Here is an 11,716-nt window from a genome sequence, read left to right as displayed (position 1 = left end):
CGGATACGTAGCGATTTATACACGGCATTTGCCGACACATGCGCGATACCTCGCGAGCTTTAAATGAGCTCCATCGAGGCACACACAGAACGCCTCGGCCCACTCAACGATTCAACCATTGAAGCCCGAGGAAAACGCCATGAACACCAAGACCAAATCGATCGCTGCCGCTTGCCTGTTTGCCGCTTTGAACATCTGCACCCTGTCGGCCCGCGCCGAAGCCGATGTCACCCCGCAAACCTACTCCTACGGCAGCCACCTGGATATCCAGAAAGTCGTGTCGCTGAAACAGGACAACTCGATGACCTGCGGCATCGTCGACGCCCGCCTGACCTACCTCGACTCGGCCGGCAAGACCCAGGTGCTCGACTACCGCAAATTCGCCGACGGCTGCAACGAAGACAACTGATTACCCACCTCTATAAAAGGAACATCGCCATGAACAACGTATCGCGCTATCTGACCGCTGTTGCCTTCTCCCTCGCCGGCGTTGCGGCCCATGCCAACGCTGCCGTCGAACAGAACAGCTGTGGCAGCAGCACCTGCTTCCAACTGGCTCCGGTGGCCAAGCCGGGCAGCGACGGCCTGATCGCCGCCGACGGCACCAGCCGCACACCACAAGGCCAAACACTGGCTGCCGACGGTTCCAGCCGCACGCCACAGGGCCAGACACTGGCCGAGAACGGTGCCAGCCGCACGCCGCAAAGCCAATGGCTGGACAACCAGACGGCTTGAGGATTGAAGGGGGCTGCCCGTAACGGGCGGCCCCCGATCCAGTCAACAGACCATCCCTCATTCAAAAGGTGAACCTCATGTTTCTCATCGCTTTCCTGGGCGGTCTGTTGACTGTCCTCAGTCCGTGCATTCTGCCGGTGGTGCCGTTTCTGTTCGCCGGTGCCGACCGCACTCGTTCTTCGATCCTGCTGACCCTCGGCGGCATGGCCCTGACCTTTGCCCTGATCTCCAGTCTGGCGGTGGTCAGCAGCGAGTGGGTGATCGAGGCCAGCAACACCGGTCGCCACATTGCGCTGGCGGTGATGGTGCTGTTTGCGCTGTCGCTGATTTCCGCCCGTATCGGTGACTGGCTGGCCCGGCCCTTCGTGCTGCTGGGCAATCGCCTCGACCCGGACAGCCGGAAAAAGACCGGCCCGATGGCGTCGATCATGATCGGTGTCGCCACCGGTCTGCTGTGGGCGCCGTGCGCCGGTCCGATCCTCGGCGTGATCCTCACGGGTGCCATGCTGCAAGGCGCCAACGCCCAGACCAGCCTGTTGCTGCTGGCCTACGGTGCGGGCAGTGCGCTGTCGCTGGGGACGCTGATCTTCGCCGGTCGCGGCCTGGTCAACCGACTGAAACCGTCGATTCCTTTCACTGGCTGGTTCCGCCGCGGCGCGGGTGTTGCGGTGCTGGCGACGGCGGCGGTGATCGCCACCGGTGCTGACAACCTGCTGCTGGCCAACACCTCGTCCCAAGGCGTGGCGTCGGTCGAGAAAAGCGTGCTGGAAAACGTGCCGAAGGTGGTGGACTACTTCGTCAGCAAAGTCCGTGCGGACTCGACCGAAGACGAGGCGAGCAAAGGCGCGATGCCGTCGCTGTCCGGCGCGGTGCAATGGCTGAACTCGCCGGAACTGACCGCTGAGTCCCTGCGCGGCAAAGTGGTGCTGGTGGACTTCTGGACGTATGACTGCATCAACTGCCAGCACACCCTGCCGTACGTCAAAGAGTGGGAGAAGAAGTACGGCAAGGACGGTCTGGTGGTGATCGGTGTGCACACCCCGGAATACGGCTACGAGCGGATCATCGACAACGTCAAGGATCAGGTGCACAAGCTCGGCATCACCTACCCGGTGGCCATCGACAACAACTACGCGATCTGGCGCAACTTCGATAACCAGTACTGGCCGGCGCATTACCTGGTCGACGCCAAGGGGCAGGTGCGTTACACCCACTTTGGCGAAGGCAGTTACCAGGCGCAGGAGCAGATGATTCAGCAACTGCTCAAAGAGGCCAAGGCACCGGCTGCGTAAACCGCGAAACTCAATGGCTCACAGGTCGCGCACCATGAGCCATTGTTCGTTGCCCCAGGCGTGAAAACGCTCCAGCACCGTCCAGCCGCGTTTGGCGTAGTAGCCCTGCTTGCTCTGGGTGTGCAGGTAGAAACGCGGCAGACCCCGGCGTTTCGCTTCTTCCGCGATTCCCTCGATCAGTCTTTCAGCCAGCCCCTGGCCGCGTGATTCGGGGCTCACCAGCACACAGGCCAGCCACGGCCCCAGATCCGGTCGAAGGGCCAGGTCCGCCCGGGCCAGTGCCGCACCGCCCAGCAGTCGATCCCCGTCCAGCGCAATCAGGCAGCGCCAGTCGCCATTGGTCTGGCCCTCGGCAAATTCGCGCTGCCATTCGGCCAGGGGCTGCTCGGCATATTCGTAGTGAAACTGGCGGTGGATCCATGCCGCGTAAGTGTCGCTGTGTTGCATGTGATCGGCGAGCCATTCGAAGCGCAAGGACATGATCGAATTCCGTTTCGGGGGAGGGTCTGCATGAGAGCCGATCAGCCGGCGCGTTGGCAACCCCCCGACAGTGTTTCGGGGGCTTTACAAAATCCCGCCACTCATCGGCCAACGCCCGGTTTTACGGGCTCTCCGGACGATTGGCAGGGACGCCGGACAGCGCCCGCGCGATAGTGGGCGAGCAGGGCCGCCAACGGCTCTGACATCCATAAAAAGAAAGCGAGGTTGCCATGCCGAAGTTCGTGATTGAACGCGAGATTCCAGGAGCCGGAAAGCTATCGGAGCAAGAACTCAAGGCCGTATCGCAAACGTCCTGCAACGTGCTGCGTGAACTCGGGCCAGAGGTGCAGTGGCTGCAGAGTTATGTGACTGCCGACAAGATCTATTGCGTGTACATCGCACCCAACGAAGAGCTGGTGCGCGAACACGCCAAGCGTGGGGGATTTCCGGCCAACAGCGTGTCCCGGGTGACGAGCATCATCGATCCGACGACCGCCGATTGACCCCTCTGCCGTGGAGCCCCCATTCATGAGTACCCCCATTGATCTCACTGCCCTGAAGGAACGCCAGAAAGTCGCCTGGGCCAGTGGCGACTACGCCGTGATCGGCACCACCTTGCAGATCGTCGGCGAAACCCTCGCCGAGGCCTGCGACCTGCGCTGCGATGAAGAAGTACTGGACGTTGCCGCCGGCAACGGCAATGCCACGCTGGCGGCGGCACGCCGTGGTTGTCTGGTGACGTCCACCGACTACGTTGCGGCGTTGCTGGAGCGCGGCCAGGACCGGGCGCGCGCCGAGCATCTGGAGGTGACCTTTCAGGTCGCCGATGCCGAAGCGCTGCCGTTTGCCGATTCCAGTTTCGACGCGGTGCTGTCGACCTTCGGCGTGATGTTCGCCCCGGATCAGGCGAAAGCGGCCAAGGAACTGGGTCGGGTCTGTCGCCGTGGCGGACGGATCGGCCTGGCTAACTGGACCCCGGAAGGCTTCGTCGGCCAGATGTTCAAGACCCTCGGTCGCTACCTGCCACCGCCACCCGTTGCGCAACCGCCCTCGAACTGGGGCGCGGAAGCCTGGCTGCATTCGCATTTCGACGATCGCCAGTTTCAGTTGCAGGTGACTCGACGCCACTTCAACTTCCGCTATCGCTCGGCGGCGCATTTCATTGATGTGTTTCGCCACTGGTACGGCCCGGTACACAAGGCATTCGCGGCGTTGCCGCCCGAGAGCGGGCAGGCGCTGGAGACGGATCTGACGCTACTGATTGATGGGTTGAATCGGGCGGGGTCGGAATCGATGGTGGTGCCGAGTGAGTATCTGGAGGTAGTCATCACCAAACGCTGAAGCCATTGTGGGAGCGAGCCGGCTCGCTCCCACAGGAGTTTCTATTTCAGATGCGCACTGTCGAACCACTCCAGCGCCGTGCGCCAGATGCAGATGCCGAGAAAGTACGCCGACGCCAGCAGCCACAGGCCCATCACCAGCGGGTTGATCACCGGGTGGTTCAGCACCAGCGACAGGCTGCACAGCAACCAGATCGCCGTCACCGCAATGTTGATCGGCATGAACCGGCGCACCCGGAACGGGTGCAGGAATTTCATCCGGGTCACGGTCAGCAGCGCCAGGCCAATCACCGTCAGGAAGGTGAGCCACGGCCCCGGATCGATGATGTACAGGCACAACGCAACCACGTTCCACGCGGCGGGAAAGCCGACGAAGTAGTTGTCCTTGCTCTTCATGTTGACGTTGCAGAAGCAGAACAGCGACGACACCAGAATCAGCGACACGGTCAGCAGCAAGGTGTAGTCGGGCAGGGGAATGTAGCGATAGATGAACAGCGCCGGGATGAACACGTAGGTCAGGTAGTCGATCACCAGATCGAGGATCGATCCGTCGAAGCTCGGCAGCACCGACTGCACGTTGACCTTGCGCGCCAGCGCCCCGTCGAGGCCGTCGACGATCAGCGCCACGCCCAGCCACATCAGGCAGTGGATCGGCTGGTTTTCCAGCAGGGCAAGGGTGGCCAGGAAGGCGGTGACCACGCCGGTCGCGGTGAAACCATGGGCGCCCCAGGCCTTGAGCCTGGCGATGTGGACGGTCGATATCACGAAGGCGTTCTCCAGAAAGTGCAGCAAGCCGCGTAAGCCCTTGGGCAGCAAGGGCGGCGACCAACCGGGTCGGGGTTGCAGTTATCGACCGGTCGGGCCGGGTCAAGGTTCACCCATTCTTGAAGATTAGCTGGCCCTGAAAAAAATACCCCGGCAGGGCCGGGGCATTTTTATGTGACATCGGTAACCGTCAGAGCGCGGCTTCCGGACTGCGGCCGAACACCCGGCTGTATTCAGCCTTGGCGGTCTGCTCGGTGAACTCCCCCGACCACTTCGACACCACCACGGTTGCCACGCTATTGCCGATGGTGTTGCAGGTGGCAATGGCCATCGACATGAAGCGGTAGACGCCGAACAGCAGCGCCAGACCTTCCACCGGCAGGACGCCAATCGCCGTGACGGTTGCTGCGAACACCACGAAGCTGCCACCGGACACCGCCGCCGCGCCTTTGGAGGTGACCAGCATGATCGCGATGGTGCCCAGTTGTTGCTCCCAGCTCATCGGCACACCGTAGGCATTGGCGATGAACAGCACGCACAGCGACATGTAAATGGACGTGCCGTCGAGATTGAAGGCATAACCGGTGGGCAGCACCAGACCGACGCTCTGTTTCGAGCAACCGAACTTCTCGAGTTTTTGCAGCAGGCGCGGCAGGGCGCTTTCCGATGAAGCGGTGCCGAGCACGATGAAAATCTCATCCTTGATGTACTTGAGGAACCGCCACAGGCTGAATCCGGAAATACGGCAGACCGCACCCAGTACGACAAAGATGAAAAACGCCACGCCGACGTAGAACATCAGCACCAGATTGGCCAGCGACATCAGCACCGCCGAGCCGTTGCTGCCAACCGCGTACGCCACCGAACCGAACGCGCCGAGCGGAGCGAACTTCATGATCAGGTTGATGAACTCGAAGAAGCACTCCGAGACCCGACTCAGACTATCCTCGATCACGCTGCGGCGTTCCGGTTTCAACGCCAGCAGGGCGAAGCCGAACAGCACCGAAATCACCAGCACTTGCAGCAATTGGCCGCCGGCGAAGGCGCCGACGAAGTTGTCCGGGAAAATCCCGTAGATGAAGTCCAGGGTCGACGCCGGGGCATGGCCCTTGGCGACGGCGGCACTGGCGGCTGCGGCAGTGGCGCTGCTCGGGTGAGCGTCGTGCATGCCGGAGCCGATGTTCAGCAGGTTGCCCCAGAGCAGGCCGATGGCCAGGGCGATGGTCGATACCACTTCAAAGTAGATCAACGCACGCAGGCCGACTTTGCCCACGCGTTTGATGTCGCCCGCCGAGGCGATGCCGTGGACCACGGTGAAAAACACCAGCGGGGCGACGGCGGTCTTGATCAGCTTGAGGAAGATGTCGCCGAGAATCTTGAAGCTGGCCGCCAGTTCCGGCGCGAGGAAGCCGAAGGCAATCCCCAGCAGCATGGCGGCGATTACCTGAAAGGTCAGGTCCTTGTACAGCGGTTTTTTGTCGGGGGTGGTCATGTCTGCGGTCTCGTTGTTGTTATTGGCGAGCGATGGGCAGAGGGCTCGCGCGCGGCGAGCCCGGTGAGGATCAGCGTTTGACCGAACCCTCACGTGCCAGGGCGATGTCGACCATCTGCGGCGCAAGGCCCAGGTAGTTGGCCGGATCGGTCAGGCGCTTGAGTTCCTCGACATCCAGTTGCGCGGTGGCCTCACCCTGGGCCAGCAGCGCGTCGAGCAGGCTGGTGCCCTGATCGTTGGCCATGCGGCAGGCGGCATAGACCACGTCATGCGCAACCTGACGACCGAGTGCTGGCGCCAGCCCCATCATTACGGCTTCGGCGACGATCAGGCCCTGGGTCATGTCGAGGTTTTTGCGCATGCGCTCGGTGCGCACTTCAAGGCCGGCGAGCATGAACTTCGCCTGACCCAGCGAGGCAGCGCTGAGGGCAAAGGCTTCCGGGATGGCGATCCATTCGGCTTGCCATGGACCGGTGGAGCGCTCGAAGTCCTGAATCATTGCGTCAAGCATCAGACCCGCCTGCTGGCGCACGCCTTTGGCAGCGGCATACATCAGCTCGCAGGAAATCGGATTGCGCTTTTGCGGCATGGTGCTGCTAGCGCCACGGCCCTTGACGAACGGTTCGTAAACTTCACCCAGTTCGCTGGTCATCATCATCATGACGTCGAGGGCAATCTTGCCCAGCGAGCCGGTGACCAGACCGAGGAAGTTCAGGGTTTCCGCCAGACCATCGCGGGCGACGTGCCAGGTGGCTTGCGGCACGCCCAGACCCAGTTCAGCCATCAGCGCTTCCTGCACTTCCAGACCTTTGTCGCCAAGGGAGGCGAGGGTGCCCGCCGCGCCGGCAAACTGACCGATTTCCACCCGTGGACGCAGCTCCACCAGACGTTCGGCGTGGCGGTCGAACATGCTCAGCCACACCGCGCACTTATAGCCGAAAGTGATTGGCAGCGCGTGCTGCAAATGCGTGCGGCCGGCCATTGGCGTGTCGCGATAGTGCTTGGCAAGGTCGGCGAGCAAACCGCGCACCGCTTGAATGTCGCGCTCGACGATGGCCAGCGCAGCGCGGACTTGCAGGACGACGGCAGTGTCCATGATGTCCTGGGTGGTCGCGCCCCAGTGCACGTAACGGCCGGCTTCACCGCAGGTTTTCGACAGCTGCTCCACCAGCGGCAGGATCGGGTAACCGACGATTTCGGTCTCGTGCTGCATCAGCGCCAGATCGAGCGAGGCATAGGTTGCCAGCTCGGCAATCTGTTCGGCGGCAGCCGCCGGGATCACGCCGCAGCGCGCTTCGGCCCGGGCCAGGGCGACTTCCACTTCAATGTAGCGTTCGATCAGGGCTTGGTCGGAAAACACGCTGCGCATCTCGGCGGTGCCGAACATGTCGCGGAACAGGGCGGAGTCGAAGACAGTGCTGGACATGAGGGAATCCTGAATATGTTTGTTATTGATCGGACATATTTATTATGTCCGTACATAATTCTTGCGCCCTCGCTGATACACTGTCAACTCGCTTAACCATCGGGACTGATGAAAGGTATGAACACGCGCTATGCGGTCGTTGCAAAAGACTTGATGGAGGGCATCTCCAGCGGTCGCTATCCGCTCGGATCGCTGCTGCCGACCGAGTTCGAACTGTGCGAGCTGTACGACGTGAGCCGGCACACCGTGCGGGCGGCCATTACGCAGTTGCAGAATCAGGGGCTGGTCTCGCGGCGCAAGCGGGTCGGAACCCGCGTCGAGTCTGTCTCGCCGAAGGGCGGGTACTCGCAGTCGCTGGCCTCGGTGTCCGACCTGGTGCACCTGGCGGAAACCCAGATGCGCAGCATTCAGAACGTCTCCCGTTTTGTCGCCGACATCGCCCAGGCCCGACGCCTGGGCATGGAGCCGGGGGAGCATTATTTTTGCGTGTCGAGCATTCGCGTCGACGAACAGAACCGGCGGGCGCCGCTGTGCTGGACCGATGTCTACGCGCAGGAAACCTACGCCGAAGTCATCGAGCTGGCCGAACAGCATCCGGACGAACTGATCGCCGCGCTGATCGAGCGCCATTTCGGCCGGCACATCGACGTGGTCGACCAACAGGTGCGCGCGGTGTTGCTGAGTCCGGAGATCGCCAAAAGCCTCAACGCCGAAGCCGGGTCGCCGGGGCTGAACATCATTCGCCAGTACCGTGACGAGGACGGCGCGCTGATGGTGGTATCGGAAACCACGCACCCCGAAGACCGCTTCACACTGGTGACACAGATGCGCCGGGAAAAGAGTCCGGGTTGATGCCCGGCGTCAGCCCAACGGTGCTGGCACATCGCATCAAGAGGACTATCGTTGCCTGACGCAGTCATACCCCTTTGCCTGAGGACGACGTCATGAACACCAGTGATCTGCTTGAACAACTGCTGCGAGGCCAAGCCTCGGCGGGACAACCAGGTGGCGCGTCGACCGGCGGGGGAGCGGGTGGGCTTGGCGGGTTGCTCGGCGGTCTGCTGGGCGGCGGCAGTGGCGGCGGTTCTCCCGCCGGAGGGCTGGGTGGCCTGGGTGGGCTGCTTGGCGGATTGCTCGGCGGTGGCGGGGCGCTGGGGGGCGGTACGCAGCGTCGGTCCGGCGGCACCAACTACGCGGCGCTGGCCTCGCTGGGCATGATGGCTTTCCAGGCGTATCAGGCCTGGCAACGCAGCCAGGCGTCCGCCGCGCCGCAGCAAACCCCGCAAACTGCGGACCTGTTGTCCGGCCCGCAAGTCGAAGAACACAGCCACGCCGTTCTGCGTGCATTGATCGCGGCGGCCAAGGCTGACGGGCGGATCGATGAGTCGGAAAAACACCTGATCAGCAGCGAAATCGGCAAGCACATCGATGACCCGAACCTGCAGCAATGGCTCGACGATGAAGTCGCCAAGCCGCTGGACCCCACCGAAGTGGCTCAGGCGGCGCAGAACGATCCGGCCATGGCCGCCGAAATGTATCTGGCCAGCGTGATGCTGGTGGACGATCAGCAGGACGCCGAGCGCAATTATCTGGATGAACTGGCGGCGGCGTTGCAGATCGACCCCGAGTTGCAGGTTCACCTGGAGCAGCAGGCCAAGGGTACGGCCTGACAGCAAAACCTCGCAGCCTTCGACCGCGTCTGTTCAAACCAGGAACGTGTCGGGGGCTCCGTCCGTCCGGGCAAATTTAACGTCGATTGAATTTTCGGCAGGCGCCGCCTCTCTGCTGCATTAGAGGCGAGTGACTGAGCGTCCTGCCAATTGATCGAGAATATTGCCATGACTGTCCTGACTCACCTGCAAGCTGCCCCCGCCCAATCGCGACCGCTCGACTCTTCGGGTGAGTTGCGGCGTATCCATGAAGCGCTTTTATCCGACGAACATCCGCAGCCGCTGGCGCGCGCCTTTCTGGAAGATCAACTGCTGCAAGCCGCTCGGTTGAAGGATGAGTTGCCATCGGAGCCCGCGCAGTGGCATGCCTGGGTGGCAGAGCACTGTGCCGATGTTGCCCGGCAATATGCCGACTACTTGCAACAACGCAAGGCTGGAGGCGCACCGCAGTTCTTCAGTTGCAAGGCTCATGCGCTGTATTTCCTGCAAGCGGTGGCGCCGACCAAGCTGGTTGATGGCGCCTGGCTCTATGGTCTGCTGGGACAGTGGCGCGATCCGCGCTTCAGCAGCCTGCTCAGCACCTATCTGGAAGAGCTGGGCGATGGCAATCCGGCGCAGAATCACGTCGTGATCTACCGTCAACTGCTCGCCGAACAAGGCCTCGAGCCCAGCAGTCCTCTGCCCGACGAACGCTACCTGCAAGGCGCGCTGCAATTGGCCCTGGGTGCCGGCGGCATGGATTTTCTCCCGGAGGTGATCGGTTACAACCTTGGTTACGAACAGCTGCCCTTGCACCTGTTGATCAGCAGTTACGAGCTCAGTGAGTTGGGGATCGATCCCTACTATTTCACCCTGCACGTGACCATCGACAACGCCAGCACCGGCCATGCGCAAAAAGCCGTTCAGGCCGTTCTTGATCTGTTGCCTCTGGAAGCCGATCGCAGCGATTTCCTGCGCCGGGTCTCGCTGGGCTATCGGCTTAATGACCTGGGACAGGGCAGTCGCGCAATCATCGAGGAGTTCGATCTGGAGCGCGAACTGTTGGCGATGCTTGAACGCAAGTGTCCGTTCGCCCAACACATGCACTCCGACTATTGCCGCTTTGAAGGCAAGACCGTTAATCAGTGGCTGGCCGATCCGCAGCAGCTGTCCGGATTCTTGCAGGCCATGCAGGACAAAGGCTGGATCAAGCGCAACGAAAATCCGCAGGGCAGCCGCTTCTGGCAATTGATCGATGGCGATGGTGCGGCGATGTTCGGCGTGTTCAGCGCCTATGAAAAACAACTGGTGCACGACTGGATTGCCGGAAACTGGACTTCTGCGGACAAACCCGTCGCGTTCCGCCGCCGCCCCTCGGTCCCTGCGCCGATCGAGGTGCCCGAACAGGACCCTGATGTGCAGCGCCTCAGTGCGGCGCTGCAAGGGCAGGACGCTCACAGCCAAATCGCAACGTTGATCCCTTGGCTTGCGCCGGCACGCCATGCACATCCGGCCGGGCTGCTCGCCACTCGCCGTTTCATCCAACTCAAATCCGGCCTGCGTTAAGGAAGTCATCAATGAATCAGGAAGAACAACTGTCCGCCAACGACCTCGTGCTGCTGCAACTGGGGCGGCGCTTGCAGGCCGACGGCTATCGTTTCATCACCCCGACGCCGCTGACCCATCAACGGGTCAACCAGCGTGACGAAGGACAACCAGCCGATTGCCTGCGGGATGTGTTCGGATGGTCGCGCCCGTTCGAACCGGGCCTTCTGTCCGCCGATGAACAACGGCAATTGCAGGACGCCAAGGTGATCGATGAGTTCGACGGGCGCTTAAAGAGCCGGGTGCGCTGGTCGAGCGTGGATGACTTGCTTTTCGTGCATTCCGGATTCCCCACCGATGCCGCCGACTCAGTGTTCTTCGGCCCGGACACCTATCGCTTTGCTCAACTGATCCACAGTCATTTGCAGCAGAACTTTGCGCCCATCCACCGTGCGGTGGACATCGGTTGTGGCGCCGGAGTCGGCGCGATCCTGATCGGCCGTGCCCGGCGAGAAGCGCAAGTGCTGGCGGTGGATATCAACCCCGCCGCATTGCGCCTGACCACGATCAACGCGGCGTTGGCCGAAGTAGCCAATGTCGAAGTGCGCGCCAGTGATGTATTGCAGGGCGTCGACGGCGAATTCGACCTGATCGTCGCCAACCCGCCCTACATGGCCGATCCGGCCGGGCGAGCTTACCGCCACGGTGGCGGGACGCTGGGTGCGGGGCTGTCGTTGCGGATCGTCGAACAGGCGCTCAATCGCCTGACTCTCGGCGGCTCGCTGGTGCTTTATACCGGTGTGGCGATGGTTGATGGCCGCGATCCCTTCCTCGATACCGTAGTGCCACGGCTGGATGAAAAGCGCTTCGGCTGGACCTACCGCGAACTCGATCCCGATGTGTTCGGCGAAGAGTTGTTGAACCCCGGCTATCAGCGCGTCGACCGGATCGCCGTGGTCGCGCTGACGGTGACTCGAACAGGCTGAAACAAG

At 62.2% G+C, this 11,716-nt stretch carries 13 protein-coding genes; 9 read left to right on the top strand and 4 right to left on the bottom strand.

What is annotated here, in order from left to right:
• Window positions 1-139: 139 nt before the first annotated feature.
• The 3 genes from EIY71_RS21955 to EIY71_RS21945 all read left to right on the top strand — a co-directional run bounded on the left by EIY71_RS21955 (window position 140) and on the right by EIY71_RS21945 (window position 2,027).
• Complete coding sequence (locus EIY71_RS21955; protein ID WP_007956290.1) at window positions 140-409, top strand: DUF2790 domain-containing protein; 270 nt, start codon at window positions 140-142, stop codon at window positions 407-409.
• 29 nt (window positions 410-438) lie between these two features.
• Window positions 439-735, top strand: coding sequence for a hypothetical protein (locus EIY71_RS21950; RefSeq protein WP_129974012.1), 297 nt, complete (start codon window positions 439-441; stop codon window positions 733-735).
• 77 nt (window positions 736-812) lie between these two features.
• Entirely contained in the window at window positions 813-2,027 is a 1,215-nt protein-coding gene (locus EIY71_RS21945; protein ID WP_134023077.1) for a cytochrome c biogenesis protein DipZ, read from the top strand.
• Window positions 2,028-2,045: 18 nt separating this feature from the next.
• On the opposite strand, the gene EIY71_RS21940 is transcribed toward EIY71_RS21945, so the two are convergent.
• Entirely contained in the window at window positions 2,046-2,507 is a 462-nt protein-coding gene (locus EIY71_RS21940) for a GNAT family N-acetyltransferase (RefSeq protein WP_134023075.1), read from the bottom strand.
• A gap of 230 nt (window positions 2,508-2,737) precedes the next feature.
• On the opposite strand from EIY71_RS21940, the gene EIY71_RS21935 reads away from it, so the two are divergent.
• Complete coding sequence (locus EIY71_RS21935) at window positions 2,738-3,010, top strand: DUF4242 domain-containing protein (RefSeq protein WP_007957179.1); 273 nt, start codon at window positions 2,738-2,740, stop codon at window positions 3,008-3,010.
• Window positions 3,011-3,035: 25 nt separating this feature from the next.
• On the top strand, window positions 3,036-3,848 hold the full coding sequence (locus EIY71_RS21930; RefSeq protein ID WP_085748256.1) for a class I SAM-dependent methyltransferase: 813 nt from the start codon (window positions 3,036-3,038) through the stop codon (window positions 3,846-3,848).
• A gap of 41 nt (window positions 3,849-3,889) precedes the next feature.
• Here the strand turns inward: EIY71_RS21930 and pcsA are convergent, their stop codons facing one another.
• The 3 genes from pcsA to EIY71_RS21915 all read right to left on the bottom strand — a co-directional run bounded on the left by pcsA (window position 3,890) and on the right by EIY71_RS21915 (window position 7,530).
• Window positions 3,890-4,612 carry a phosphatidylcholine synthase gene (gene pcsA / locus EIY71_RS21925; protein ID WP_039767868.1) on the bottom strand — a complete coding sequence of 241 codons (723 nt, stop codon included), beginning with the start codon at window positions 4,610-4,612 and terminating at the stop codon, window positions 3,890-3,892.
• Window positions 4,613-4,802: 190 nt separating this feature from the next.
• Window positions 4,803-6,104 carry a cation:dicarboxylate symporter family transporter gene (locus tag EIY71_RS21920; RefSeq protein WP_102688473.1) on the bottom strand — a complete coding sequence of 434 codons (1,302 nt, stop codon included), beginning with the start codon at window positions 6,102-6,104 and terminating at the stop codon, window positions 4,803-4,805.
• A gap of 70 nt (window positions 6,105-6,174) precedes the next feature.
• Window positions 6,175-7,530 carry an adenylosuccinate lyase family protein gene (locus tag EIY71_RS21915; RefSeq protein WP_085748258.1) on the bottom strand — a complete coding sequence of 452 codons (1,356 nt, stop codon included), beginning with the start codon at window positions 7,528-7,530 and terminating at the stop codon, window positions 6,175-6,177.
• Between the two features lie 117 nt (window positions 7,531-7,647).
• Between EIY71_RS21915 and EIY71_RS21910 the strand changes: the two genes are divergently transcribed.
• From EIY71_RS21910 to EIY71_RS21895, 4 genes are all read left to right on the top strand, one after another.
• The gene (locus EIY71_RS21910; protein ID WP_007957169.1) at window positions 7,648-8,382 is read left to right on the top strand and encodes a GntR family transcriptional regulator; all 735 of its coding nucleotides are present in this window, start codon (window positions 7,648-7,650) and stop codon (window positions 8,380-8,382) included.
• A 92-nt stretch (window positions 8,383-8,474) separates the two neighbouring features.
• Entirely contained in the window at window positions 8,475-9,200 is a 726-nt protein-coding gene (locus EIY71_RS21905) for a tellurite resistance TerB family protein (RefSeq protein ID WP_134023073.1), read from the top strand.
• 168 nt (window positions 9,201-9,368) lie between these two features.
• Window positions 9,369-10,745, top strand: a complete 1,377-nt coding sequence (locus EIY71_RS21900; protein ID WP_134023071.1) for an iron-containing redox enzyme family protein — start codon at window positions 9,369-9,371, stop codon at window positions 10,743-10,745.
• 11 nt (window positions 10,746-10,756) lie between these two features.
• Window positions 10,757-11,710 carry a methyltransferase gene (locus EIY71_RS21895; RefSeq protein ID WP_134023069.1) on the top strand — a complete coding sequence of 318 codons (954 nt, stop codon included), beginning with the start codon at window positions 10,757-10,759 and terminating at the stop codon, window positions 11,708-11,710.
• The last annotated feature ends 6 nt before the right edge of the window (window positions 11,711-11,716 follow it).

Origin of the sequence: Pseudomonas sp. CH235, from assembly GCF_004368175.1 — a bacterium.
Classification (GTDB): domain Bacteria; phylum Pseudomonadota; class Gammaproteobacteria; order Pseudomonadales; family Pseudomonadaceae; genus Aquipseudomonas; species Aquipseudomonas paraglycinae.
This window is presented reverse-complemented; position numbering and strand designations above follow the sequence as displayed.

Coding starts and splice junctions, on each gene's coding strand:
- EIY71_RS21950 (WP_129974012.1), top strand. CDS start 439: ATGAACAACGTATCGCGCTATCTGACCGCTGTTGCCTTCTCCCTCGCC.
- EIY71_RS21945 (WP_134023077.1), top strand. CDS start 813: ATGTTTCTCATCGCTTTCCTGGGCGGTCTGTTGACTGTCCTCAGTCCG.
- EIY71_RS21915 (WP_085748258.1), bottom strand. CDS start 7,530: ATGTCCAGCACTGTCTTCGACTCCGCCCTGTTCCGCGACATGTTCGGC.
- EIY71_RS21905 (WP_134023073.1), top strand. CDS start 8,475: ATGAACACCAGTGATCTGCTTGAACAACTGCTGCGAGGCCAAGCCTCG.
- EIY71_RS21900 (WP_134023071.1), top strand. CDS start 9,369: ATGACTGTCCTGACTCACCTGCAAGCTGCCCCCGCCCAATCGCGACCG.
- EIY71_RS21935 (WP_007957179.1), top strand. CDS start 2,738: ATGCCGAAGTTCGTGATTGAACGCGAGATTCCAGGAGCCGGAAAGCTA.
- EIY71_RS21930 (WP_085748256.1), top strand. CDS start 3,036: ATGAGTACCCCCATTGATCTCACTGCCCTGAAGGAACGCCAGAAAGTC.
- EIY71_RS21910 (WP_007957169.1), top strand. CDS start 7,648: ATGAACACGCGCTATGCGGTCGTTGCAAAAGACTTGATGGAGGGCATC.
- EIY71_RS21940 (WP_134023075.1), bottom strand. CDS start 2,507: ATGTCCTTGCGCTTCGAATGGCTCGCCGATCACATGCAACACAGCGAC.
- EIY71_RS21895 (WP_134023069.1), top strand. CDS start 10,757: ATGAATCAGGAAGAACAACTGTCCGCCAACGACCTCGTGCTGCTGCAA.
- EIY71_RS21920 (WP_102688473.1), bottom strand. CDS start 6,104: ATGACCACCCCCGACAAAAAACCGCTGTACAAGGACCTGACCTTTCAG.
- EIY71_RS21955 (WP_007956290.1), top strand. CDS start 140: ATGAACACCAAGACCAAATCGATCGCTGCCGCTTGCCTGTTTGCCGCT.